The 24,250-nt window shown below is 70.2% G+C and carries 20 protein-coding genes; 12 read left to right on the plus strand and 8 right to left on the minus strand.

Features of this window, described 5'->3' with window-relative positions; genetic code table 11:
• Positions 1-85 precede the first annotated feature (85 nt).
• The 7 genes from BCR15_RS01820 (at position 86) to BCR15_RS01850 (ending at position 7,500) form a co-directional block, all read left to right on the plus strand.
• The gene (locus BCR15_RS01820) at positions 86-1,111 is read left to right on the plus strand and encodes a LacI family DNA-binding transcriptional regulator (RefSeq protein WP_141679989.1); all 1,026 of its coding nucleotides are present in this window, start codon (positions 86-88) and stop codon (positions 1,109-1,111) included.
• On the plus strand, positions 1,108-2,094 hold the full coding sequence (locus BCR15_RS01825; RefSeq protein ID WP_078920006.1) for an ABC transporter permease: 987 nt from the start codon (positions 1,108-1,110) through the stop codon (positions 2,092-2,094). Before BCR15_RS01820 ends, BCR15_RS01825 begins: the two co-directional genes overlap by 4 nt.
• 5 nt (positions 2,095-2,099) lie before the next feature.
• Positions 2,100-3,041, plus strand: coding sequence for a carbohydrate ABC transporter permease (locus BCR15_RS01830; RefSeq protein WP_078920005.1), 942 nt, complete (start codon positions 2,100-2,102; stop codon positions 3,039-3,041).
• Between the two features lie 29 nt (positions 3,042-3,070).
• On the plus strand, positions 3,071-4,657 hold the full coding sequence (locus tag BCR15_RS01835; protein ID WP_068749864.1) for an extracellular solute-binding protein: 1,587 nt from the start codon (positions 3,071-3,073) through the stop codon (positions 4,655-4,657).
• A 34-nt stretch (positions 4,658-4,691) separates the two neighbouring features.
• Complete coding sequence (locus tag BCR15_RS01840) at positions 4,692-6,080, plus strand: glycoside hydrolase family 32 protein (protein ID WP_068749866.1); 1,389 nt, start codon at positions 4,692-4,694, stop codon at positions 6,078-6,080.
• Positions 6,081-6,327: 247 nt separating this feature from the next.
• Positions 6,328-6,921, plus strand: coding sequence for a cysteine hydrolase family protein (locus tag BCR15_RS01845; protein ID WP_068749867.1), 594 nt, complete (start codon positions 6,328-6,330; stop codon positions 6,919-6,921).
• 84 nt (positions 6,922-7,005) lie between these two features.
• Positions 7,006-7,500: a bifunctional nuclease family protein gene (locus tag BCR15_RS01850; RefSeq protein WP_068749869.1), complete on the plus strand. Its 495-nt coding sequence runs from the start codon at positions 7,006-7,008 to the stop codon at positions 7,498-7,500.
• Here BCR15_RS01850 and BCR15_RS01855 read toward each other — a convergent pair.
• Both BCR15_RS01855 and BCR15_RS01860 read right to left on the minus strand, forming a co-directional pair.
• Complete coding sequence (locus BCR15_RS01855) at positions 7,454-8,365, minus strand: potassium channel family protein (RefSeq protein WP_078920004.1); 912 nt, start codon at positions 8,363-8,365, stop codon at positions 7,454-7,456. The two genes, BCR15_RS01850 and BCR15_RS01855, sit on opposite strands and share 47 nt — an antisense overlap.
• 83 nt (positions 8,366-8,448) lie before the next feature.
• The gene (locus tag BCR15_RS01860; protein WP_068749872.1) at positions 8,449-9,462 is read right to left on the minus strand and encodes a LacI family DNA-binding transcriptional regulator; all 1,014 of its coding nucleotides are present in this window, start codon (positions 9,460-9,462) and stop codon (positions 8,449-8,451) included.
• Between the two features lie 177 nt (positions 9,463-9,639).
• Here BCR15_RS01860 and BCR15_RS01865 point away from each other — a divergent pair, with 177 nt between their 5' ends.
• Genes BCR15_RS01865 through BCR15_RS15420 form a run of 5 tightly spaced genes read left to right on the plus strand, consistent with a single transcriptional unit; the run spans position 9,640 to position 17,690 of the window.
• The gene (locus tag BCR15_RS01865; RefSeq protein WP_068749873.1) at positions 9,640-11,664 is read left to right on the plus strand and encodes a beta-galactosidase; all 2,025 of its coding nucleotides are present in this window, start codon (positions 9,640-9,642) and stop codon (positions 11,662-11,664) included.
• 26 nt (positions 11,665-11,690) lie between these two features.
• A complete protein-coding gene (locus BCR15_RS01870; protein ID WP_068749875.1) occupies positions 11,691-12,965 on the plus strand; it encodes a sugar ABC transporter substrate-binding protein in 1,275 nt (424 codons plus the stop codon).
• 32 nt (positions 12,966-12,997) lie between these two features.
• A complete protein-coding gene (locus tag BCR15_RS01875; RefSeq protein ID WP_078920003.1) occupies positions 12,998-14,533 on the plus strand; it encodes an ABC transporter permease subunit in 1,536 nt (511 codons plus the stop codon).
• Positions 14,533-15,429, plus strand: coding sequence for a sugar ABC transporter permease (locus tag BCR15_RS01880; RefSeq protein ID WP_068749879.1), 897 nt, complete (start codon positions 14,533-14,535; stop codon positions 15,427-15,429). Before BCR15_RS01875 ends, BCR15_RS01880 begins: the two co-directional genes overlap by 1 nt.
• A gap of 44 nt (positions 15,430-15,473) precedes the next feature.
• Positions 15,474-17,690: a glycosyl hydrolase 53 family protein gene (locus BCR15_RS15420; protein ID WP_078920467.1), complete on the plus strand. Its 2,217-nt coding sequence runs from the start codon at positions 15,474-15,476 to the stop codon at positions 17,688-17,690.
• Between the two features lie 61 nt (positions 17,691-17,751).
• Here the strand turns inward: BCR15_RS15420 and BCR15_RS01890 are convergent, their stop codons facing one another.
• The 6 genes from BCR15_RS01890 to BCR15_RS01915 are packed head-to-tail and all read right to left on the minus strand — an operon-like array spanning position 17,752 to position 24,171.
• Positions 17,752-18,432: an N-acetylmannosamine-6-phosphate 2-epimerase gene (locus tag BCR15_RS01890; protein WP_068749883.1), complete on the minus strand. Its 681-nt coding sequence runs from the start codon at positions 18,430-18,432 to the stop codon at positions 17,752-17,754.
• Positions 18,433-18,443: 11 nt separating this feature from the next.
• Entirely contained in the window at positions 18,444-19,373 is a 930-nt protein-coding gene (locus BCR15_RS01895; RefSeq protein ID WP_068749885.1) for an ROK family protein, read from the minus strand.
• Entirely contained in the window at positions 19,370-20,287 is a 918-nt protein-coding gene (locus BCR15_RS01900) for a dihydrodipicolinate synthase family protein (protein WP_068749886.1), read from the minus strand. Before BCR15_RS01900 ends, BCR15_RS01895 begins: the two co-directional genes overlap by 4 nt.
• 34 nt (positions 20,288-20,321) lie before the next feature.
• Positions 20,322-21,131, minus strand: a complete 810-nt coding sequence (locus BCR15_RS01905) for an ATP-binding cassette domain-containing protein (RefSeq protein WP_068749888.1) — start codon at positions 21,129-21,131, stop codon at positions 20,322-20,324.
• Positions 21,128-23,206: a dipeptide/oligopeptide/nickel ABC transporter permease/ATP-binding protein gene (locus BCR15_RS01910; RefSeq protein ID WP_068749890.1), complete on the minus strand. Its 2,079-nt coding sequence runs from the start codon at positions 23,204-23,206 to the stop codon at positions 21,128-21,130. Before BCR15_RS01910 ends, BCR15_RS01905 begins: the two co-directional genes overlap by 4 nt.
• A complete protein-coding gene (locus BCR15_RS01915) occupies positions 23,206-24,171 on the minus strand; it encodes an ABC transporter permease (RefSeq protein ID WP_068749892.1) in 966 nt (321 codons plus the stop codon). The genes BCR15_RS01910 and BCR15_RS01915 overlap by 1 nt, the downstream gene beginning before the upstream one ends.
• Positions 24,172-24,250: the final 79 nt, after the last annotated feature.

Raw genomic sequence — 24,250 nt, forward strand, 5'->3', positions numbered from 1 at the left:
CACCCACCGCAGAAACCCACTCTTGACAGGACCGCGCCGACCTGCTTACTCTTCTAGTTATACGCATAACCCAGAGAGGTGTTCGATGGAGAACCAGCCAACCATGAACGACGTCGCCGCGGCAGCCGGCGTGTCGCAGGCGACGGTGTCCATGGTGCTCAACGGGACCCGCTCGGGACGCGTGTCGGCCGCCACGGCGCAGCGGGTCCTCGACGCCGCCAAGGATCTGGGCTTCCGCACCAACGTCCACGCCAAGGTGCTCCGCGAGGGCAAATCGCGGATGATCGGGCTCATCGGCGACGAGGTGGCCACCACCGAGTTCGCCGGGGAGATGATCCTCGGCGCCCAGCAGGAAGCCTGGCGTCAGGGATACGTGCTGCTCACCGTCGACACCGCCGGCGATCCCGGGCTCGAGAAGGCCGCCATCTCGATGATGCAGTCCTACCGCGTGGCGGGGGTGATCTACGCCGCCATGTACCACCGCAAGGTCGAGGTGCCCGCGACCCTTGCCGGCATACCCACTGTCTGCGTCAACTCCCAGGATGCGAGCGGCTCGCTCACCAGCATCTTCCCCGACGAGGTGGCGGGCGGGCGTGACGCCGCCCGGATCCTCCTCGACGCGGGCCACCGTCGCATCGCCATGATCAACATCGCCCCCGAGGGATCGCCGCTGCCCGCCGCCACCGGCCGCCTCCAGGGGTTCACCGACGCCCTGGCCGACGCCGGGCTCCTGCTGGACCCGCGCCAACTCCGCTACGGCGACGGCGCCTACGAGGACGGGCTCACGTTCGGCGCGGAGCTTCTCAGCCGGTCGGACCGCCCCACGGCCATCTTCTGCGGCAACGACCGGACCGCTCTGGGCACGTACCACGCCGCCCATCTCCTTGGGCTCTCCGTGCCCGACGACGTCAGCATCGTCGGGTTCGACAACCAGTCCCTCCTGATCCCGATGTTCTCCCCGCGCCTCACGACGTTCCAGCTCCCGCTCGTGGAGATGGGACGCCTCGCGGTCGCCGAGGTGTTGAGCGGCAGCTCGACGCCGAAGCGACTCGCCGTTGATTGCACCCTCCACTCCCGCGACTCCGTCGCGCTCGCAAAGGTCCCCGCATGACGTCCACCAGCACCGTCCTCCCGCCGCCCCCGGCCCCGCAGGTCGCCGAGCCGGCCCCCGCCACCACGACACGCAGGCGTGTCTCGCGGCGGGCCGCCATCCTTCGCTCTTGGCAGTTATACGTACTACTGGCACCCGGCCTGATCTATCTGCTGATCTTCAAGTACTGGCCGATGTACGGCGCCCAGATCGCGTTCCGCAACTACAACCCCGCCTCGGGATTCACCGGTAGCCCGTGGGTCGGCCTCATGCACTTCGAGCGGTTCATCAACTCGTTCCAGTTCGAAGAGCTGCTGGTCAACACGCTGACCATCAACACCGTCGGCCTGCTCGTCGCGTTCCCCGTGCCCATCGTCCTGGCACTGATCGTCAACCAGCTCTCGTCGCGGCGGTTCAAGAAGGTCGTGCAGAGCGTCCTGTACGCGCCGTCGTTCATCTCCGTCGTCGTCGTGGTGGGCATGATCTTCCTGCTCTTCAGCCCCGGCTCCGGGATCGTCAACAACGTCATCGAACTCTCCGGAGGCGAGCCGATCTTCTTCATGGGAGACCCGGAGTGGTTCCGGCCCCTCTACATCGGCTCGGACATCTGGCAGAACGCCGGCTTCTCGATGATCATCTACCTCGCCGCCCTCACGGCCATCGATCCGTCGCTGCATGAGGCGGCCAAGATGGACGGCGCCAACAAATTCCGCCGCATCTGGCACATCGACATTCCGGGCATCATGCCTGTCGTCACGATCCTCTTCGTCCTGGCGATCGGCAACATCTTCAACCTCGGTTTCGAGAAGGTCTATCTGATGCAGACCCCGCTCAATCTCGACACCTCAGAGATCATCAACACCTACGTGTACAAGGCGGGCCTCCAGCAGGCGCAATTCAGCTACTCGGCCGCCATCGGGCTGTTCAACTCGGTCCTCAACCTCATCCTTCTCGTGACGTTCAACTACGTCGCCAAGAAGGCCAACCAATCCTCTCTCTGGTGAGCCACATGACCACGACCACAGCACCCCTGCCCCCGGCGTCGACCCTCGCCAAGCCGCGCGACGGCCTGGCCGCCCGCATGGCCGACCCCCTGTTCAACATCGTCACCGTCGGGATCCTCGTGATCGCGGTGATGATGATCATCTACCCCCTCTACTTCATCGTCATCGCGTCGGTGAGCGACCCGAACCTCATCGCGCAGGGTAAGGTCTGGCTGCTGCCCCAGGGATTCACCCTGGAGGGCTACCAGACGCTGTTCGCCAACGACGCCATGCTGCGCGGCTTCGGCAACTCGCTGCTCTACACCTTCGTCGGCACGCTGGTGAGCGTCGCGGTCACCCTGACGACGGGATACGCCCTGTCCCGCCGCGACATGCCCGGCCGCAGCCTCTTCATGATCCTGTTCGTCATCACCATGTTCTTCGACGGCGGGCTCATCGCGCGCTACCTCGTGGTCCGCGACCTCGGCCTGCTCGACACCATGTGGGCCGTCATCCTGCCGGGCGCCGTCGGGGTGTGGAACCTCATCATCGCCCGCACGTTCTTCGAGACCAACGTCCCCGCGGAACTGCGCGAAGCGGCGCAGATCGACGGCGCCGACGACTTCCGCTTCTTCTTCGGAATCGCTCTCCCCCTGACCAAGCCACTCATCGCATTGATGGCCATGACCCACATCGTGGCGTACTGGAACTCCTACTTCGACGCGATGATCTACCTCAATGACGAGTCGATGTATCCGTTGCAGCTGGTTCTACGCAACGTGCTCGTCGAGTCCCAGGCCTCGGCCTCACTCGACACCGGATCCATCGATTCCTACGCGGCCGCACAGCGACTCGGCGAACTGATCAAGTACGGAATGATCGTCGTCTCCACCGTGCCGCTGCTCATCATCTTCCCCTTCCTGCAGAAGTACTTCGTGAAGGGCGCCACCCTCGGCGCCCTCAAGTGATCAATCAACCCCGAAAGGACACATCAACGATGATCAAGCGACGCAGCATCCTCACTGGGATCGCGGCCCTGGCGGCCTCCGGACTGGTCGCCGCCTGCTCCAACGGATCCGGCGGCAGCAGCCTGCCCGCCGACTCCTCCGACGCGTTCGGCTTCAAGCCCGAGGGCCTGCCCATCACGGAAAAGCCGCTCCCGCTGAAGTTCTCCGGCACCAAGTCCGCCCTGGCCCCCGACTACGAGAGCATGGAGCTCGTCCAGCGGTGGAAGAGCGACACCAACATCGACGTCGCGTGGGACAACCTCCCGGACAACGTGTACGCCGAGAAGAAGAACCTCATGCTCGCCTCCGGCGATCTGCCCGACGCCCTGTTCAACACCGGCCTCAGCGATTTCGACGTCGTGACCAACGGGTCCAACGGCACGCTCATCCCGCTCGAGGGCCTGATCGCCGAGCACGCGCCGATCCTGCAGGGCATCCTCGACGCGCGCCCCGACATCCGCGGCGCCATCACGGCCTCCGACGGCCACATCTACACCCTGCCCGCCGTCGAGGAGCTGGGCATCCTCGCCTACCCGAACTTCCTCTTCGTCAACAAGACGTGGCTCGACGAGGCCGGCCTGCCGGTTCCCACGACCATCGACGAGTACGAAGAGGCCCTCCGCGCGTACAAGGCTCGCGGCGCGATCCCGCTGTCGTTCCGCGTCGACTCGTTCTGCGCCAACGTCGCCGACCTCATCGCGGCCATCGGTGGTCTGCCGGACAACAACGACCACCGCATCGTGCAGGACGACAAGGTCATCTTCACGGCCGCCCGTGAGGAGTGGCGCACCGCCGTCAAGCGCCTCGGCGAGTGGTACCAGGAGGGCCTCATCGACCCGGAGAGCTTCTCTCAGGACGACCCGACCTACCTCGCCAAGGGCAAGACCGACCCGATGAACCTGGGCTCGTTCATCTGGTGGGAGATGAAGGAGGCCGTGGGCGAGGACCGCGTGGCCGACTACGCGCACGTCGGCGTGCTCAAGGGCTTCGACGGCAAGCAGCGGGCCTCGGTGTCGAACTACGCCGAGATCAACAGAGGCGCGTTCGCGATCACCAGCGCCAACAAGTACCCGGCCGCCACCATGCGCTGGGCCGACCGCCTGTACGACCCGGTCATGTCGGCGGAGACCCGCTGGGGCCCGATCGGCGTGACGCTGGAGGAGAACGCCGACGGCATCCTCGTCCAGATCCCCGCCAAGGCGGGCGAGTCGGAGGGCGAGCGTCGCCAGAAGGTGGCGCCGGGCGGCCCCTGCATCACCACGCGCGAGCACTTCGAGACCGTTGTCGCCCCCGAGCCCCGCGCCAAGGAGCGCCAGGACATGTGCCGCGAGTTCTACGAGCCGCACCGCGCCAACGACGCCTACCCGCCCGTCATGCTCAGCAACGAGGAACTGCAGCAGATCGCCGACGCGCAGACGGAGATCAACACCTACGTCGGCCGGCAGTTCGCGAAGTTCATCGTCGAGGGCAACATCGACGCTGAGTGGGACAGCTACGTGGCGCAGCTCGAGTCCATGGGGCTGTCGAAGGTCGTGGAGGTCTACCAGGGCGCCTACGACCGCTACAAGAGCGCCTGATCCATCCATCCCAGTCTGACGAGGTTTCTTCCTGATGCACCCCACCCCCCACTACCGCCCGGCGCTGCACTTCACCCCGCGGTCGACCTGGATGAACGATCCCAACGGCCTGATCCTGCACAAGGGCCGGTACCACCTGTTCTTCCAGAACAACCCCGCGGGACGCACCTGGGGCAACATCGGTTGGGGCCACGCGGTGTCGTCGAACCTCCTCGACTGGGAGGAACTACCGATGGCCATCCCCGCCACCGAGCAGGAGATGGCCTTCTCGGGGTCCGTCGTCTGGGACCGGGACAACACGTCCGGCCTGGGCGACGGCCCCGACGGCCCGCTGGTGGCGCTGTTCACCAGCTCGTACACGGCCGCTCATCCCGAGCGCGCCGGGCTGCAGGCGCAGTCGCTGGCGTTCAGCGTCGACGACGGGCTGACCTGGACGCGGTACCCCGGCAACCCCGTGCTCGACCGCGGGTCGCGGGACTTCCGTGACCCCAAGGTGTCGTGGCACGAGCCCACTCGTCGGTGGGTGATGGTGGCGGTAGAGGCGGCGGACCGGCAGGTCCTCATCTTCTCCTCCCCTGACCTGATCGACTGGACCCACGAGAGCAGCGTCGGGCCGCTCGGCGAGGAGGGGCTCCTGTGGGAGTGCCCCGATCTCATCGAGGTGCCGCTCGAGGGCGCCGGGGTGTCGCGGTGGGTGCTGCTGCTGAGTACCAACCCGGGCGGCTTCGCGGGCGGCTCCGGCATGCACTATCTCGTGGGGGACTTCGACGGCGCGACGTTCACCCCGGACGGGGGCCTGCGCTGCTTCGACCACGGGGCAGACATGTACGCGGCGGTGTCGTTCCAGGGCACCGACCAACCCACCGTCATGGGGTGGATGAGCAACTGGGCCTACGCCAACGCGACGCCGACCTATCCGTGGCAGTCGGCCATGACGCTGGCCCGGACGCTCACGCTCGCTCCGGGCGTCCGGGGGCCGGTGCTGCGGCACACGCCGGTGCTGCCGGCCGTTGCGCCGGAGGGGGTCCATCTGGCGGACTTCGAGCTGCTCCCCGGCGAGCAGGTGGTCGTCGAGACCGGTGACGGCGAGGAGCTGAGCCGCTTCATGCTGCAGCGCCTCCCGGACGGCGACCTCGTCGTGGACCGCAGCGGCGCAGACCCGCACGGCGTCCACGGCGGGATCCACGTCACGCCGCCCATCGCCCTGCCCGGCGGGCCGGTGACGGGGTTCCTCGTGGAGGATCACGGTCTGATCGAGGTGTTTCTCGACGGCGGGCGCGTCGCGGTGACGACCCAGACGTTCCCCCACGTCGGTCCGGTGCGCGTGGTCGGTCCGACTCGGCCCGGCGCGGGCGGTCGTGCGGGGGATGCGGCGGTCGCGGCCGTCGCGGCGGCGGATACTGGCGCGGTCGCCGTCGGCTAGGACGGTTGAGCCTGACACGCGGTCTGTCGGCCCTCGATGAGCCTGACACGCGGTCCGGTGGCCCTCGACGAGCCTGAGCCGAGGCTCGACGACGGAAATGCGGGATGTCAACGCTGCCAGCGGGGCGAGACCAGGATCAGGCTCAACGCCATTCACCGGACCGCGTGTCAGGCTCAACCCCACCCACCGGACCGCGAGTCAGGCTCAACTCCGCGCGGACCGCGCGGCCGGCAGCCACAATGGCGTCATGAGCCCCTCCCCGGAGTCCTTCGGCCACCTCCCCGGCGAGCTCGCACTCGTCGTCGTCGACGTGCAGAACAGCTACTTCGAGCTGCCAGGGCTGACGGAACAGAAGGACGCCCTCCTGCCGAAGGTCCTCGACCTCATCCACGCCGCCCACGACGCCGGGCGCCCCGTCATCCTCGTTCGCACCCAACACGAGCGCGACCGCTCCACCTGGACGCTCAACATGCTCGAGGACCACCAGGGCTTCGCCTTCCCGGGCACGGCCGAGGCCCAGTTCGTCGACGGCGTGGCCGACGTCCCCCACGTGGAGATCGTCAAGACCCGCGACAGCGCATTCCACGGCACCGACCTGCGCGGCCAGCTCGAGCTGCTGGGCGTCACCCGGCTGCTGCTCTGCGGCGTCTCCACGCACAGCTGCATCGCCCAGACCGCGACCGACGCGTTCGCCTACAACCTGTACGTCGCCGTCGCCGTCGACGCCGTCACATCCGAGAACGCGGATCTGGCCCGGGCGCTGCTGGAGTTCCTCAGGACGGAGATGCGACAGCCGACCCTCGCCCAGGCCGACTGCCTGGCTCTGCTCTCGGGGAGGTAGCCCCGCCGCGGCGCGCGCCCGGCATACGATGGACATGACCGCGACAACCCGGCCCCCGCCGGGACCCGCTGGGAGGTGGAGCGCATGATCCCCGTCCGCATCGCCGGGTTGGCCCTCGATGCCAGACAACAGCCGGTAGTGATCCTCAAGCCCCTCGACGAGGACCTCGGCCACGGCCGCATCCTGCCGATCTGGATCGGCGGCCTGGAGGCGGCCGCGATCCTCAAGGGCGCCGACGACACGCCGCCGCCCCGCCCCCTCACCCTGGACCTGATGCGCTCCATGCTCGAGGCGCTCGACGCCGAGGTCGAGCGGATCGCCGTCACCCGCATCGACGACGGCACGTTCTACGCCGAGATCACCCTCAACACGCCGCTCGGCGACCGCGTGCTGGACGCCCGGCCCTCCGACGCCATCGGCCTGTCGCTCCGGACCGGATCCGTCATCTGGGTCGCGGAGGACGTCCTCGACCAGGCCGGGATCGCGGACGAGCGCGAGGAGCAGGTCGACGAGGAGGAGGAGGTCAAGGCGTTCAGCGAGTTCCTCGAGCACGTCGACCCCGAGGACTTCCAGGGGTGACTCCCCGATAGTGCTCCCGGTGGTAGGCGTCGATGGTCTCGTCCACGTCGCCCTCGAGGGAGAGGAACTGCCGCGCCAGGGTCGTCGCCAGATCCTCGAGCGCCAACCCGAGGTGGATGCCCGCATCGCGTACGGTCGCGTCGGCCGAGGCCTGGGCCGCGTCGCGCAGCGCGACGGCGTGGACCAGTTGCTTGGCCAGCGACGTGTCGGGGTCGGCCTCCTGGAAGTAGAACTGCTCGGAGTGCTGCGTGAAGTCGCTGCGAACCTCCAGCAGCTGCCTGGCGAGGGCGCGCAGGGTGAGGGTGGCCGCGACCGGGTCCCAGGTGCTGAGCCGCCCCGCGACGCCCGCGTCACCCAACGCCCGCAACTCGGCGGCCAGTGACCGCCGACGCGCGAGCGGGGGCCACACCTGCGAGAACCAGGCCAGCGCCGCGGTGAGCAGCGCGAAGCCGGCCACGGCCTCCAGCGCGGGGGCAAAGCGGAGCCACGGACCGGTGCCGACCACGTCACCGAAGCCCAGCGTCGCGATCGTCACGAGGGACAGGTAGTAGGCCTCGGCGAAGTCGTTGTACGCGGTGTGGTCGATGTTGGGCGCGTAGGCGAAGCCCTCCGGCACGTAGGGGTAGTACACGAGCGCCCACCCCAGGACCTGGAGGAACAACCACATGAGGATGACCGCCATCATCGCGACCGCCCCGCTCGCGGACCGCATCCGGTGTCCCGAGAGTTTCGACAGCCACCAGACGGCCCGCATGACGGCAGTGCTGAGCCAGCCGTTACCGCTCGGATACAGCAGGGTCTGGAACATGTCGAGCAGCCCGGTCACCACGATGGCCAGGCCGAGCACCGCGATCACCAGCTCCACGTCGCCACCTCCGTTGATCGAAGCCTAGGACGTCGCTCCGGCGCCTGGGGCGATCCGGCGCTGGCGCGCCAGGGGTCGACGCGTCAGGCGCTGTCGCGCACCACGAGTGTCGTGGGTAGCGTCACGTGCCGGGGTACCTCGCCGCTGGTCAGCTCGCACAGCAGGGTCACCATCTGCTCGCTGAGGTCCGCCCAGGGCTGGCGCATCGTGGTGAGTTGCGGGTCCAGTTCCTCGGCGAGACCGGAATCGTCGAACCCGGCGACGGCGACGTCATCGGGCACCCGCAGCCCCGCCTGGCGCAGCGCGCGGATGGCCCCCGCGGCCATGGCGTCCGAAGCGGCGAACACCGCGTCGACCGGCTTCCCACGCGCCAGGATCCGCGACATCCCCGCGACGCCCGAGCGCAGGCCCCAGTCGCCGATCTCGACGAGGTCGGGATCGAAGTCCGGACCCATCTCCTCGCGGAATCCCTGGAGCCGGAAGAGTCCGCCCGACGTGTCCTGGGGGCCGGCGAGCAGCGCGATCCGACGGTGGCCACGGGACCGGAGGTATCGCACCATCTCCTTGGCCGAGCCCGCCTCGTCGACGGCGACCCATGCGGCGTCGGCCTCCCGCCCGAGCGGCACGCCGCAGACCACGGTCGGCACCCCGGCGGCGGTCAGGGACTCGATGAGCCGGTCCGACTGGTGTGACGAGATCAGCATGACCCCGTCGACGTGTCCCGAGGCGAGGTAGCGGCGCGCGCTGTCGCGCTCCGGCTCGGACCCGGCCACGAGCAGGACGAGGGTCATCGAGCGCCTGGCGAGCGCCTGCGTCGCCCCGCGCAGCAGGTTGGAGAAGGTGGGGTCCGAGAACAACAGAGCCGTGTCCTCGGCCAACAGGAACGCGAATGAGTTGGCCTTGCCGGTGACCAGGCTCCGCGCCGAGTGGTTGGCGGTGTACCCGGTGCTGCGGACGGCCTCCTCGACGGCCGCGCGCGCCTTCTCCGACACCCAGTGGCCCCCGTTGAGCACCCGTGACACGGTCGCGCTCGACACGCCGGCGGCGACGGCGACGTCGCTGATCGTCGGCCGCGGTCGGGGCGTCACGGTCTCCATGGGACGAACTGTAGCGCCGTCACGCCGGGCGATCGGCGGGGAACCTGTAAGCGATTACAGTTTGATAACGATTCGTTATGGAGGGTTGCGTCGCGACGCCGCCGCTCCCAGACTGTAAGCGCTTACAGGTCGGGACAACCCGACGACGGATCGAGATGCGACGAGGTGTCAGCCCTAGTGACAACCCCCTGGCCAGCCATCGACGGCATCGCCTACGGCGGCGACTACAACCCCGACCAGTGGCCGCGCGCCGTGTGGGATGAGGACGTCGCCCTGATGCGCCGCGCGGGCGTGAACCTGGTGAGTGTCGGCATCTTCTCGTGGGGAAAGCTCGAGCCCTCCCCCGGCCGGTTCGACTTCGCCTGGCTCGACGAGATCCTCGACCTCCTGCACGGCAACGGCATCGCCGTCGACCTCGGCACGCCCACCGCCGCTCCGCCGGCCTGGTTCTTCGCGGACCACCCGGACTCCCGCGTCATCACCCGCGACGGCACGGTCATGGGCTTCGGGTCCCGCGGCATGGTGTCACACTCCTCGCCCGCCTATCGCGACGCCATCGTCCGCGTGGCCGGGGCGCTGGCCGAGCGCTACGCCGACCACCCCGCCGTCGTGCTCTGGCACATCCACAACGAGTACGGCACCCCGGTGAGCGAGGACTACTCGCGCCACTCCGTCACCGCGTGGCGCTCCTGGCTCCGCGCCCGCTACGGCACCCTCGACCAGCTCAACGAGCTGTGGGGCACCGCAGTGTGGGGGCAGACGTACCACTCCTGGGAGCACATCGGCGCCCCCGCCGCCGCCCCGTCGGTCGTCAACCCCACGATGCGGCTCGACTGGGCGAGGTTCACGGACCACCAGCTACGCGAGTGCTTCTCGCTGGAGCGCGACGCGATCCGCCGCCACGCCACCCAGCCGGTCACCACCAACTTCATGGCCAACCAGCACTGGGGCACCGACCTGTGGGAGTGGGCGAAGCTCGTCGACGTCGTGGCGGACGACCACTACCTCACCGCGGCCGACCGGGAGGCCCACATCGGGCTGGCCATCGCCGCGGACCTCAGCCGCTCCGTCGCAGGCGGCAAGCCCTGGATGCTGATGGAGCACTCCACGTCCGCGGTGAACTGGCAGCCGCGTAACGTCGCGAAGCGCCCCGGCGAGATGGCGCGCAACTCGCTGACCCACGTCGCGCGCGGCGCCGACGCCGTCATGTTCTTCCAGTGGCGGGCCGCCCGCTACGGCCAGGAGAAGTTCCACTCGGCGATGCTCCCGCACGCCGGCGTCGACAGCCGCGTCTTCCGCGAGGTCGTGGATCTGGGCGCGACGCTCCAGCGCATCGACGCCGTCCGCGGGTCGCGCGTCGAGGCCGAGGTGGCGGTGCTGTGCGACTTCGAGTCCTTCTGGGCTCAGGACCTGGAATGGCGTCCCTCCGAGGACCTCGACTACCGCCAGCAACTGCGCGCCTACTACGAGCGGCTCTGGCGCGACAACGTGACCGTCGACTTCGCCCTCCCCTCGCACGACCTCAGCCGGTACCGCCTGGTCGTCATCCCGTCGCAGTACCTGCTGCGCGCCGACGACGCCGCGAACCTCACGCGCTATGTCGAGGCCGGGGGCACGCTGCTGGTGTCCTACTTCTCGGCCGTCGTCGACGAGTACGACGCCGTCCACCGTGGCGGGTTCTTGGCTCCCCTCGAACCGGCGTTGGGCGTGTGGGTCGAGGAGTTCCTGCCGCTGCGCGAAGGCGACTCCATGACGGTGGTCACCGGCGACGGCGCATCGCTCGCCGCGGACATGTGGGCGGAGGACCTCGTCGTGACCGGGGCCGACGTCGTCGCCACGTACGAAGACGGACCCGCCGCCGGCAAGCCGGCCATCACCCGGCACCGGCACGGCGCCGGTCACGCCTGGTACGTCTCGACCCGACTGGACGCCGACGCCCTCCGCCAGGTGATGCGACGCGTCTACGACGACGCCGGCCTGGCACCGGCGGCCCTCCCCGACGGCGTCGAGGTCGTCGCCAGGCGCGGCGCCGGTGAGACGTTCACCGTCGCCGTCAACCACACCGACCAGGCCGTGGACCTCCCGTTCCCCGGCACCGATCTGGTCACCGGCCACGACACCGGCGGATCCCTCCGCCTGGCCGGCGGCGCCGTCGCCGTCGTCCGTGCCGATGACCCCGACCGCTCCATCCCGGAGCACTGACCACCCCACCCACCGAAAGGACCATCATGCGCAAGCTCCTGCAGGCCTCGCTCGCCCTGGGCACGGCCGCACTCATCGCCGGCTGCAGCGGCGGCGGCACGTCCCCCGCCACCTCGGCCCCCGCCGCCAGCGAGGCCGCCACCAGCACCGCCACGTCGAGCAGCGCCGCCCCCGCCGGCGAGGGCGCCACGCTGACCATCTGGACCGACGCCGAGCGCGAGGAAGCCATCAAGGGCCAGGCCGAGCGCTTCGAGGAGGCCACCGGCGCCGACGTCGAGGTCGTCCAGAAGAACTTCGAGGACCTCCGCAACGACTTCATCGCCCAGGTCCCGACCGGCGAGGGCCCCGACATCACCGTCGGCGCGCACGACTGGCTGGGCGCCCTCGTGACCGCGGGCGTCGTCGACACCGTCGACGTCGGCGACATGGCCGCCGAGTTCGAGCCCGTCGCGCTCGAGGCCATGACCTACGACGGCCAGCTCTACGCCCTGCCCTACTCCCTGGAGACCGTCGCGCTCATCCAGAACGTCGATCTCGTCGGCGACACCGCCCCCGCAACCTGGGACGAGATGATCCAGATGGGCGAGGCCTCGGGCGCCGAGCGTCCGTTCGTCATCAACACCGGCGGTGAGACCGGCGACGGCTACACCATGTATGGCTTCCAGACCTCGTTCGGCGCGCCCGTCTTCGTGCAGGACGAGAGCGGCTCCTACACCTCCGAGGTCGGCATGGGCGGCGAGAAGGGCCAGGCCTTCGCCCAGTGGCTGTACGACAACGGCATGAAGGGCAAGGGCTACCTCAGCACCACCGTCGACTACGACATCAACAATGAGCTCTTCGCCTCCGGCAAGGCCGCCTTCACCGTCCAGGGACCGTGGGCCATCCCGGCCTACGAGGGCGTCAACGTCAAGGTTAGCCCCATCCCCTCCGCCGGTGGCGAGCCCGCCGGGCCGTTCGTGGGCGTCCAGGGCTTCTACCTCAGCTCGCAGAGCGAGAACCCGCTGCTGGCGCAGGACTTCCTGGTCAACTACCTCGGCACCAAGGAAGGCCAGCAGTCCCTCTACGACGCCGACCCGCGCCTGCCCGCCCTCACCGCCATCGGCGAGGAGGTCAAGTCCGACCCGATCATCGCCGGCTTCCTGGAGTCGTCGAAGAACGGCGTCCCGATGCCGAACATCCCGGAGATGGGCGCCGTCTGGGACTTCTGGAACGCGGCCGAGGCCCAGATCATCGCCGGGGCTGAGCCGGTCGCCACCTGGGACACCATGATCACCAACCTGCAGGCCGAGCTCGACAAGTGACCGGAGAGTCGCACTCCCGACGATGGGGCCGCATGGGCGGGGGCTTCCTGGTGAAGCTCCTGCTCATGGGCATCGTCAACGCGTTCGGGGTCTCGGTGATCCTCAGCGCGTGGCAGGCCCAGTCCTGGGCGATCCTCGGCGTCTCCGTCGCGCTCCTCGCCATTGCCGACTGGGTCTACTTCAGCCGGCGCGCCCTGCCGCTGAAGTACCTCCTGCCCGGTCTGGTGTTCCTGGCCATCTTCCAGGTCTTCACACTGGCCTACACGGGGTACGTCGCGTTCACCAACTACGGCACCGGACACGCCGGATCCATGCAGCAGGCGGTGGACGCGGCCCTCATCCAGGCCGAGAAGCGCCTGCCTGACTCCCCCACGTATCCCCTCGCCGTCGTCCGCCAGGGCGACGAGATCGGGTTCGCGATCACCGACGACGGCGAGGTCCGGGTCGGCACGGCGGAGGAGCCGCTCAGCGCCGTCGAGGACGCCGCGGTGGGCGACGGCGACGTCCCGACCGCCGTCCCGGGCTGGGAGGTGATCCCCCGCGCCCAACTACTCACGGACACCACGCTGCAGCAGCTCGTGACGTCCCTGCGCGTCCCGGTCTCGGACGACGCCGAGGAAGGCTCGATCCGGACCCGCGAGGGGTCGAAGGGCACCATCTACTCGTCGTCGCTGGAGTGGGACGAGACCGGCCAGACCCTGACCAACACCGAGACGGGCGTCGTCTACTCCGCCAACGACCGCGGCGAGTTCGTCGGTGACGACGGCTCCCGCCTGCCCACCGGCTGGTACGTCAACATCGGCGCGGACAACTTCGTGCGGGCGGTGACCGACCCGTCACTGGCCGGGCCGCTGCTGACCGTCACGCTGTGGACGTTCGTGTTCGCGATCGCGTCAGTGGTGGTGAGCTTCGCCGTCGGGCTGGCCTTCGCGCTCATCTACAACGATCCGCGGCTGCGGGGCCGCAAGGTCATCCGCACCCTGCTCATCCTCCCCTACGCCTTCCCTGCCTTCATGTCCGCGCTGCTGTGGCGCGGCATGCTCAACGCCGAGTTCGGTGTGGTCAACGAGCTGTTCTTCTTCGGCTCGACGATCGGCTGGCTGTCGGATCCCGTCCTGGCCCGGCTCGCCGTCGTCTTCGTCAACGTGTGGCTCAGCTACCCGTACTGGTTCCTCGTGTCCACCGGCGCGCTGCAGGCGCTGCCCGCCGACACGCTCGAGGCCGCCACCATCGACGGCGCGGGACGCTGGCGGAGATTCCAGGCGATCACCCTGCCCCTGCTGCTCGTGGCGACGGCGCCCCTGGCGATCTCGTCGTTCGCGTTCAGCTTCAACAACTTCACCATCATCTACATGCTCACCGAGGGTGGGCCGGCCTTCCCCGGCAACCAGGCCCGGCTCGGCGCCACGGACATCCTCATCTCCGCGATCTACAAGATCTCGGGTGTCTCCGGCGGCGTGGCCGACTACGGCCTCGCGAGCGCCCTGTCGATCGTCGTGTTCATCGTCATCGGCGTCATCTCCGCTCTGGCGTTCCGCCAGACGCGCAAGCTGGAGGAGTACCAGTGATGTCCACCGTTCCGCTCGACGAACGCAACTCCGAGGGTCGCAATAAGGCGCGGCGCAAGATCTGGCTCGCCGAGGTGGGCTGGAAGTACCCGCTGGCGGTCATCCTCATCTTCTACGCGGTGTTCCCGCTGCTGTACGTCGTGTCCGCCTCCCTCAACCCCCGCGGCTCGCTCGCCGGCAGCAGCAATATGTTCAGCACCTTCTCCGCGTCGAACTTCGCCGCGCTGGGCGAGACCATGTACTGGACCTGGTTCCTGAACACACTCATCGTGGCGGGATCCGCCGCCGTGGGCGCGGTGCTCATGGGCGCCGCCGCGGCCTACGCGTTCTCGCGCTTCCGGTTCGCCGGCCGACGGCTGTCGCTGACGTCTCTGCTGATCATCCAGATGTTCCCCCAGACGATCGCGTTCGTCGCCGTCTTCCTGCTGCTCCTGGCGCTGGGTGAGGTCGTGCCCGCGCTGGGGATCAACTCGAAGCTCGCGCTCATCGCGGTCTATCTCGGCGGAGCCCTGGGGTCGAACACGTTCCTCATGTACGGGTTCTTCAACACCATCCCCATGGAGATCGACGAGTCCGCCAAGATGGACGGCGCCTCGCACGCCCAGATCTTCTGGCGGCTGATCATGCCGCTGGTGGCCCCGATCCTCGCCGTCGTCGCCCTGCTGGCGTTCATCTCGGCGTTCGGCGACTTCATCCTCGCCAAGATCGTGCTCGTCAGCGAGGACAACTGGACGCTCGCCGTCGGCATGTACCAGTGGGTGTCCAACCAGCTGACGTCGCGGTGGGGCCTGTTCGCCGCCGGCGTCGTGCTCGCCGCGCTCCCCGTCCTTGCCCTGTTCCTGTCCCTGCAGCGCTACATCGTCGGCGGACTCACCGCCGGCTCCGTCAAGGGCTGACCCGCAGCCCGCTCTCCCCATCACCGACGATCGGAGTGCCCATCATGAGAGTCCCCCACTACGGGCAGGCGTTCGCCCTGCTCCTTGTCCCTGCCCTGGCGCTGTCCGCCGTGGGCCTGCCCGCCTCGGCCGACCGTGGCCCCGTCCGCGCCGACGTGGCGGTCCAGAAGGTCGCCAACCTGCCCGACGGCTTCATCAACGGCGTCGACGTGTCGTCGGTGCTGTCCCTCGAGGAGTCGGGCGTGGTGTTCCGCACCCGCACAGGCAAGCCCGCCGACCTGTTCCACGTGCTGGCCGACCACGGCGTCACCGACGTACGGGTGCGGGTCTGGAACGACCCGTGGGACGCCGACGGCCACGGCTACGGCGGCGGTAACGTCGACGTCCCGCGTGCCGTCGAGATCGGCCGCCGCGCCACCGCCGCCGGGCTGCGGGTGCTCGTCGACTTCCACTACTCGGACTTCTGGGCCGACCCCGCCAAGCAGCAGGCGCCCAAGGCCTGGGCCGGGCTGTCGGTCGCGGAGAAGGCGACGGCGCTGCGGGAGTTCACCGCCGAGTCGCTGACCGCGTTCCGGGACGCAGGCGTCGACGTCGCCATGGTGCAGGTGGGCAACGAGACCAACGGCGCCATCTCCGGCGTCAGCGGCTTCGACGGCATGGCCCAGCTGTTCTCGGCGGGGTCCGCGGCCGTGAGGGAGGTCCTCCCCGACGCCAAGGTCGCGATCCACTTCACCAACCCCGAGGCGGCCGGGCGTTACGCCACCGCGGCCAAGGCTCTCGCCGACCGCGGCGTCGACTACGACGTCTTCGCGTCGTCGTACTACCCCTTCTGGCACGGCACGCTGAACAACCTCACGTCGGTGCTCAGGGACGTCCGCGAGGACTACGGCAAGGAGGTCGCCGTGGTGGAGACCTCCTGGGCCTACACGCTGGAGGACCTGGACGGTCACACCAACGTCATCGACCAGCCGGGTGAGGCCACCGCCTACCCGGTGAGCGTCCAGGGACAGGCCACCGCCGTGCGCGACGTCATCCAGGCCGTCGCCGACGCCGGCGGCATCGGCGTCTACTACTGGGAGCCCGCGTGGCTCCCCGTCGGTCCCGCCTCCGAGTGGGAGGCCAACCGGGTGCTCTGGGAGCGCGACGGTTCCGGCTGGGCCACCAGCTACGCCGGCGAGTACGACCCGCACGACGCGGGCCAGTGGTACGGGGGCTCCGCCTGGGAGAACCAGGCGCTGTTCGACGCCCAGGGACGCCCGTTGGAGTCGCTGAACGTCTTCGAGTACGTCCGCACCGGGTCCGTCGCACCGCAGGCCGTCATCTCGGTCGCGGGGCTCGACGTGGAGGTCACCGACGGGCAGCCCGTCGAGCTGCCGAAGACCGTGTCAGTCACGTTCAACGACGGCACGACCGACGACCAGGCGGTCACCTGGTCCGACGCCGCGGCGTGGATCCAGGGGCCCGGCGTCTACCCGGTTCCCGGTGTCACGTCAGGCGGGCACGCGGTCACCGCGACCGTCACCGTCGTGGCGTCGAACCTGCTGACCAACCCGGGCTTCGAGTCCGAGGACGTGTCGATGTGGGCCACCAGCGGCCAGGGGCTCACGGTCCCCAGCGCCGAGATGCCGCGGTCCGGCACCCGGTCGGCCAAGTTCTGGGACGGGTCGGCCTACGAGTTCACGCTGTCCCAGACGGTGACGGCCGGGGTGGCGGGCGAGTTCGCGGCGTCGGCGTCCACGCAGGGCGACGGCGAGGGCGACGGGTCGCTGACCATCTCCGTCGCGACCTCCGGCGGCGCCGGCGCATCGGCGGGGCTCCAGTTGAACGGGTGGATGGCCTGGCACACGGCCGAGACGGCCGCCGTCCCGGTCGAGGCCGGGGAGACCGTCACCGTCACGCTCAGCGCCTCCCTGCCGGCCGGCGCGTGGGGCACCATCGACGACGTGGTTCTCGGGCGCCCCGCGGGCGTCGGGGCGGACACGTCCGACCTGGCGGAGCTCGTGGCGTCGGTGTCCGGGCTGGATGCGCGGGACTACACGGACGAGTCCTACGCGGACCTGACGGAGGCGCTCGATGTCGCGGCCGTGGTGCTGGGCGCCGCGACACCGCAAGCGGCGACGGTGGGCGAGGCCGAGGCCCTGCTCGCCGCGGCCATCGATTCCCTCGTCATGGCGCCCAACGCGAAGGACTCGCTGCCGTCGCCGGCGTCGCCGTCGAAGCGGCCCGTCCTGCCCCCGGAGCCGACGCACCCGCTGCGGTAACGACGGCGGTCCACTGATCAGGCCGGCCCGGGTGCGCATGCCCGGGCCGGCCGCTGTGTCCTCAGGATCCGGGCAGCGCCTCGGCGAACCAGCGCGTGATCGTCGCGGGGTGCGTGATCGCGGTCCCGACGACGACCGACCACGCCCCGCGGCGCATCGCCTCGGCCGCGTCGGCGGGCGTGTGGAGGCGGCCCTCGACGATGAGCGGCCGGTCCGCGACCGCCAGCATCTCGTCGATCGCCGCCCAGTCCGGGCCGTCGGTCTTCGGGCGCTCGCCGGAGTAACCCACCAGCGTGGTGCCGATGAGGTCGGCGCCGGCCTCCTGGGCCGCGACCGCGTCACCGGCGGACCCGCAGTCGGCCATCACCAGCACCTCCGGGAAGCGCTCCTTGAGCCCCGCGACGGTCTCGGCGAGCGAGAGCCCGTCCGGCCGGGGGCGGCGGGTGCCGTCGAGCGCCACGACCTCGCACCCCGTCTCGGCGACGGCGACGCAGTCGGCCAGCGTGGGCGTGATGTAGACCCCGTCCTTGCCCACCTTGACCAGGCCGATGATCGGCACGTCGACGGCGGTGCGGATCGCACGCAGGTCCTCGAGTCCCTTTGCCCGGATGGCCGCGGCGCCGCCGATCACCGCCGACTGCGCCACCTGGCTCATCGTCCTGGGGTCCAGCATGGGCTCGCCCGGGTACGCCTGGCAGGACACCACCAGTCGGCCCCGGATCGCCTCGGTCACTCCACTCATCTGCAGTCCTCTCATCTCACCCGCACGCGGGCCTCGTCGAACACGGTGCGCGCCGCACCCAGGATCGCGGCCTCGGGCCCGAGGGCCGCCGGCAGGAGCTCGAGGTTCCTGAGCACGGGGACCACCTCGCCGCGACAGGCGGCGCGCAGCGGCGTCCACCACTCGTCGCCCGCCGCGGCCACTCCCCCGCCGATGACCACGCAGGCCGGGTCCAGGACGGTGACCACGCCCGCGATGGCCCGGCCGAGGGCCACGGCGGCCGCGGCGACCACTCCTCGCGCGGGCTCGCCGCCGTCGGCGGCGCGCGCCATGATGTCGCGGCCCGGCAGTGACTCCCCGGCGGCGAGGGCGTACGCCCGTTCGATCGCGGGGCCGGCCGCGACCGCCTCCAGATGTCCGTCGACGCCGCATGGGCACCGCATCCCGGCCGCCCCGGGGGTGGGGATGTGCCCCATCTCGCCGGCGACGTGGTGCGCACCGGTCCACAGCCGCCCGTCGAGGACGACGGCGCCGCCGACGCCGGTGCCGACCGCCACCATGAGCACCGACGAGCGGCCGCGGCCCGCGCCGAGCCACGCCTCGCCCAGCGCGTGGGCGTCGACGTCGTTGCGCACCTCGACGAGGCGGGCGTCGCCCCAGCCCAGCCGGGCGCGCAGCCCCGCCGCGACGTCCGTGCCCACCCACGAGGCGAACGTCTCGGTCGCGGAGATGATCGCGCCGCGGGGGGCGTCCACGACGCCGGCGGGTCCCACGCCCACGCCCGCCCCGTCGTCGTGCCCCGCCGCGGCCCGGGCGACCAGGTCCGCGACGGCGTCGAGGACCGCCTCACCGCCGGCGAGCGCGGGCGTCGGCGCCGTGAGGACCTCGCCCATCGTCCCGTCCGGCGCGACGACCGCCACCGCGGTCTTCGTGCCGCCGAGGTCGACGCCGACGGCCCTCACTGCAGGAGTCCCACCTCGGCGAGGATCTCGCGGATGCTGGCGGTGTCGTCGTCGGAGAGGCCCTCGAGCGGCGCGGGCATCGCGGCGGAGTCGATGACCCCGAGCAGCGCCAGCGCGGCCTTGAAGGCGCCGATGCCGCCGGCGTCACCCGAGCGGCCCTGGGGCACGAACGCGATGTCGAACAGCCGCGCGATGCGGTTCTGCTCGTCGCGGGCCGCGGACCAGTCGCCCGCCTCAGCGGCTTGCCGGAGGCGGGTGTAGGCGGCCGGGTCGACGTTGGCCAGTCCGGGGACCGCGCCGTCGGCGCCGAGCAGGTACATGCCGTCGACCATCACCTCGTGGCCGGTGAGCAGCACCAGCGGGTGCCCGGCGCGCTCGTTGGCGGCGACGAGGCGGCGGAAGCCGACGTCGTCGCCGGAGGAGTCCTTGACGCCGGCGATGACGCCGTCCTTGCCGAGGCGCACCAGCAGGTCCACGCCCAGGTAGCTGTGCACGCGCACGGGCACGTTGTAGGCGAAGACGGGGATCTCGACGGCGGCGGCGACCATGCGGAAGTGCCGCTCGGTCTCCGCGACGTCGTTGATCGCGTAGAGCGGGGCCGTCACGACGACGGCGTCCGCGCCCAGCCGCTCGGCGCGGGCGGCCTGCTCGGCCACGCGGCGGGCGGTGAAGTCGGGGGTGCCGACCAGCACGGGGACGCGGCCGGCGGCGCGCTCGACGACGCGGCGGGTCACGGTGTCGCGCTCGTCGTCGGTGAGGTAGGCCACCTGGCCCGACGAGCCGAGGATGAACAGGCCGTCCATCCCGCCGTCGATGAGGTGGTCGACGACGCGGTCGAGGGAGGTCAGGTCGAGGTCGCCGTCGGCCGTGAAGGGGGTGACGACGGGCGGGATGGTGCCGCGGAAGGAGTGCATGAGGGATTCCTGTGGTTCGGGTGCGGGTGTGGTGTTACAGCAGGGAGGGGACGGCGCTCAGCAGCGTCCGGGTGTAGTCGTGCCGCGGGTCCTCGAACAGCTGCTCGGCGGGACCCATCTCGACGATCTTCCCGGCGAACATCACGGCCATCCGGTCGGAGACGTAGCGCACGGTGTTGATGTCGTGACTGATGAAGACGAGCCCCAGGCCGAGCTGGTCCTTGAGGTCGCTGAGCAGGTTGAGCACCTGGGCGCGCACCGACACGTCGAGCGCCGAGGTGGGCTCGTCGGCGATGATCACGTCCGGGTCCAGCGCCAGCGCCCGCGCGATCGCGACGCGCTGCCGCTGGCCGCCCGAGATCTGCCGGGGCAGCACGTCGAGCGCCGACTGCGGCAGGCCCACCAGGTCCAGCAACTCCTTCACGCGGCGTTCCCTCTCGGCCGGTGTCCCGACGCCGTGGACCTTGAACGGGTCGAGCAGCGTGTCGCGGACGAGCATGCGCGGGTTGAGCGCGGTGGCGGGGTCCTGGAACACGACGGAGACCGCGCGTCCCAGCTTCTTCCGGCCCGCGCCGTCCAGCTCGAGCGGTTCGCCGAAGTAGCGCACCTCGCCGTCGGTGACGGGCTGCAGGCCCACCATGACGCGGGCCAGCGTCGACTTGCCGCAGCCCGATTCGCCGACCAGCCCGACGGTCTCGCCGCGGCTGACGGAGAGGCTCACCCCGGCCACGGCGTGCACGCGGTCGCGGCGGAAGAGTGTGCCGGTGCGGGCCTTGTGGACGACGTGCACGTCGCGCAGGTCGACGACGGGCACCCCCCTCGGCCGGTCGTCGGTCGCGCTCATCGGGCTGCCTCCTTCTCCAGCACCGCGGTGAGCGCGTCGGTGCGGGCGTAGACGTGGTCGGTCCCCGGGACGGTGCGCAGCCGCGGCCTTTCGTCGAGGCCGACGGTGGGATGCGAGGAGCGGGGCGCGAACCGGTCGCCGGTCACGAACTCGCGCGGCGACGGCACCACGCCCGGCACCTGGTGCAGGCGGCCGCCGCCGGATTCGATCGACAGCACGGCGCCCAGCAGGCCGCGGGTGTACTCGTGGACCGGGTTGGTGAGCAGCTCGCGGGTGGCGGCCTGCTCGACCACCTGCCCGGCGTACATGACCGTGATGCGGTGGGCGACCTGCGCCACGAGCGCGAGGTCGTGCGAGACGAACACCATCGCGAAGCCGAGCTTCTCCCGCAGCTCGTTGAGCAGGTCCACGACCTGCGCCTGGACCGTGACGTCGAGGGCGGTCGTGGGCTCGTCGGCGATCACGAGCCGCGGGTTGCGGGTCAGCGCCATGGCGATGAGGACGCGCTGCCGCTGGCCGCCGGAGAGCTCGTGGGGATATGACTTCAGCGTGCGGACCGGATCCAGGCCCACCAGCTCGAGCAGTTCCTCGGCCGTGCGCTGCCCGCCGCGCGAGGTCAGCTGCTTCATCTGCGCGCGGATGAGCATCGACGGGTTGAGCGAGCTCAGCGCGTCCTGATAGACCATGCTCATCTCGTGCCCGCGCAGGGCGTTGCGCTGCTTGGGCGTCATGGTGAGCAACTCCCGGCCGGCGAACCGGATCGAGCCCTCGATGCGGGCGGTCTCCGGCAGCAGCCCCATGATCGCCATCGAGGTGATCGACTTGCCGCATCCGGACTCGCCGACCAGCCCCATGGTCTCGCCGGCGCGGACGGTGAAGGTCACGCCGTCGACGATCTTGACCTCGCCGTGTGCGCCGGGGAAGGAGATCGACAGGTCCTCCACCTCGAGCAGCGGTTCCGAGTCGGGCGCCGCGAGGACGAGGCGGTCGTCGCGGCGCTCCTCCGCGGCCTTAAGGGCCGTCAAACGGCCTTGGAGGGACTCGGCCTGGGCCGTGTAGGAGGCGGCCATGCCGGCGGCGGTCGCCGCGCCGGCGAGCTCGTCCTCGTCGGCCTGCACGTTGACCCGCGTGCGGATCTTCGGCGAGGCCAGCGAGTCGGTGAGCCCCTCGGCGAGCACGTTGAGGCTCAGCGTGGTGATGAGGATGAACAGGCCCGGGAAGAACGTCACCCACCAGTGGCCGCTGAGCAGCAGGGCCTTCCCTTCGCTCAGCATGTTGCCCCACGTTGGGGTGTTGACCGACGTGATGCCGGCCCCGATGAACGACAGCGACGCCTCGAACACGATGGCGTCGGCCACCAGCACCGTCGCGAACACCATGATGGGTGCCAGGCAGTTGCGGGCCACGTGCTTGACGAGGATCCACGACGTGCGCGCGCCCATGACCCGCGACGCCGCCACGTAGTCCTCCCCGAACTGCGCGAGCACGTTGGCCCGCACGACCCGGGTGAGCTGCGGCACGTACAGGAACGCGATGGAGATGATCACCACGGGCAGGATGGGCAGCCGCGACGACAGGGCGGTCACCATCACGGCGGCCAGCGCGATGCCGGGGAAGCTCATGATGATGTCGAGGACGCGCATCAGCACCTCGGAGACGGCCTTGCCCGCCGTCGCCGCGACCGAGCCGAGGACCGCTGCCACCGCCAGGGCGAGGGCGGTCGCGGCGAGGCCGACGATGAGGGAGACGCGGGCGCCGTGGACGATGCGGCTGAAGGTGTCGCGGCCGGTGTCGTCGGTGCCGAACCAGAACATCGAGTTCGGGGGGATGGCGCTGTCGGGAACGACCTGCTTGCCGACGCCCTCGATCTCGATCTCCTTCTGCACCACCATGTCGGCGGGAACGAGGCCGGCCGCGTCGGGCGAGTAGGGGGCGACGACGGGCGCGAGGATGGCCAGCAGCGCCATCAGGCCGAGCACCACCATGGCGATCTTCGAGCCGACCGGCAGCGACGACCAGCCGGGGAGGCGGAGCCCCGGGCGCTGGAGCCTGGAGCGGGATTCAGCCGACAACATCAGATGCTCCTGATTCGCGGGTTGACAAGGACGTAGAGCAGGTCGACCACGAGGTTGACCACGATGAACGCGATCGCGACCGTGATGGTGACGCCCTGGACGATGTTGACGTCGTTGCGGGTGATGCCCTGGAAGATGAGCTGGCCCATGCCCTGGATGTTGAAGATCATCTCGATGACGACCGCGCCGCCCATGAGGTAGCCGACGCGCAGCCCCAGCACGGTCAGCGGCGTGATCAGCGCGTTGCGCAGCACGTTGCGGGCGACGACGACCCGCTTGGGGATGCCGGCGCCGATCGCGGTGCGGACGTAGTCGCGGTCGAGCTCCTCGACCATGGCGGTGCGCACGACGCGCGTCAGCGATCCCGCCACCGGCACCGCCAGCGCGAACGCCGGGAGGAAGATCTGGTTGACGTAAGCGCCCGGATCCGCGGTGAACGACGCCCAGTCGGTGATGACCGCGGGGAAGGTGCCCGTGCCGCCGGGCACGTTGCCGAACGCCTGGATGAGCAGCAGCGCCAGCCAGAACGACGGCGTCGCGAGGGACGCGATGGAGATGAAGCGGATCAGCTGGTCCGGCCACTTGTCGCGGTAGAGGGCGGCGACGACGCCGAGCACCAGCGCGATGACGACCGCGATCGCGAGGCCGATGAACGTCAGCTGCAGGGTGACGGGGAAGTTCTCCCCCACCATGTCGGAGATGCGCACCCCGGTGAAGGACTCGCCCAGATCGCCGCGGACCAGGCCCGCGAGATAGCGGCCATAGCGGACGAGGACGGGATCGTTGAGGCCGCGCTCCTCGCGGTATGCGTCGAGCGCGTCCGGGGAGGCGCTCTCACCGAGGGCGAGGCGGGCGGGGTCGGCGGTCGACAGCGACATGACGATGAAGACCAGCAGCGTCACGCCGAGGACCATGATCGGCAGGGCCAGCAGGCGCTGGCCGAGGAGGCGGATGAGGTTGGACACGTCGGATGAACTCCTAGGGGTGCCCGCGCGAGGCGGCCGCAGTCACGGTGCGGCCGCCTGGCGCGGTGGGGCGCCGTCG

This window comes from Tessaracoccus lapidicaptus, assembly GCF_001693815.1.
Taxonomy (GTDB): Bacteria; Actinomycetota; Actinomycetes; order Propionibacteriales; family Propionibacteriaceae; genus Arachnia; species Arachnia lapidicapta.

Bases quoted from the DNA above. Each gene is read 5' to 3' on its own strand.
- BCR15_RS01820 (WP_141679989.1), top strand. From the start codon at position 86: ATGGAGAACCAGCCAACCATGAACGACGTCGCCGCGGCAGCCGGCGTG.
- BCR15_RS01825 (WP_078920006.1), top strand. From the start codon at position 1,108: ATGACGTCCACCAGCACCGTCCTCCCGCCGCCCCCGGCCCCGCAGGTC.
- BCR15_RS01830 (WP_078920005.1), top strand. From the start codon at position 2,100: ATGACCACGACCACAGCACCCCTGCCCCCGGCGTCGACCCTCGCCAAG.
- BCR15_RS01835 (WP_068749864.1), top strand. From the start codon at position 3,071: ATGATCAAGCGACGCAGCATCCTCACTGGGATCGCGGCCCTGGCGGCC.
- BCR15_RS01840 (WP_068749866.1), top strand. From the start codon at position 4,692: ATGCACCCCACCCCCCACTACCGCCCGGCGCTGCACTTCACCCCGCGG.
- BCR15_RS01845 (WP_068749867.1), top strand. From the start codon at position 6,328: ATGAGCCCCTCCCCGGAGTCCTTCGGCCACCTCCCCGGCGAGCTCGCA.
- BCR15_RS01850 (WP_068749869.1), top strand. From the start codon at position 7,006: ATGATCCCCGTCCGCATCGCCGGGTTGGCCCTCGATGCCAGACAACAG.
- BCR15_RS01860 (WP_068749872.1), bottom strand. From the start codon at position 9,462: ATGGAGACCGTGACGCCCCGACCGCGGCCGACGATCAGCGACGTCGCC.
- BCR15_RS01870 (WP_068749875.1), top strand. From the start codon at position 11,691: ATGCGCAAGCTCCTGCAGGCCTCGCTCGCCCTGGGCACGGCCGCACTC.
- BCR15_RS01875 (WP_078920003.1), top strand. From the start codon at position 12,998: ATGGGCGGGGGCTTCCTGGTGAAGCTCCTGCTCATGGGCATCGTCAAC.
- BCR15_RS01880 (WP_068749879.1), top strand. From the start codon at position 14,533: ATGTCCACCGTTCCGCTCGACGAACGCAACTCCGAGGGTCGCAATAAG.
- BCR15_RS15420 (WP_078920467.1), top strand. From the start codon at position 15,474: ATGAGAGTCCCCCACTACGGGCAGGCGTTCGCCCTGCTCCTTGTCCCT.
- BCR15_RS01890 (WP_068749883.1), bottom strand. From the start codon at position 18,432: ATGAGTGGAGTGACCGAGGCGATCCGGGGCCGACTGGTGGTGTCCTGC.
- BCR15_RS01900 (WP_068749886.1), bottom strand. From the start codon at position 20,287: ATGCACTCCTTCCGCGGCACCATCCCGCCCGTCGTCACCCCCTTCACG.
- BCR15_RS01905 (WP_068749888.1), bottom strand. From the start codon at position 21,131: ATGAGCGCGACCGACGACCGGCCGAGGGGGGTGCCCGTCGTCGACCTG.
- BCR15_RS01910 (WP_068749890.1), bottom strand. From the start codon at position 23,206: ATGTTGTCGGCTGAATCCCGCTCCAGGCTCCAGCGCCCGGGGCTCCGC.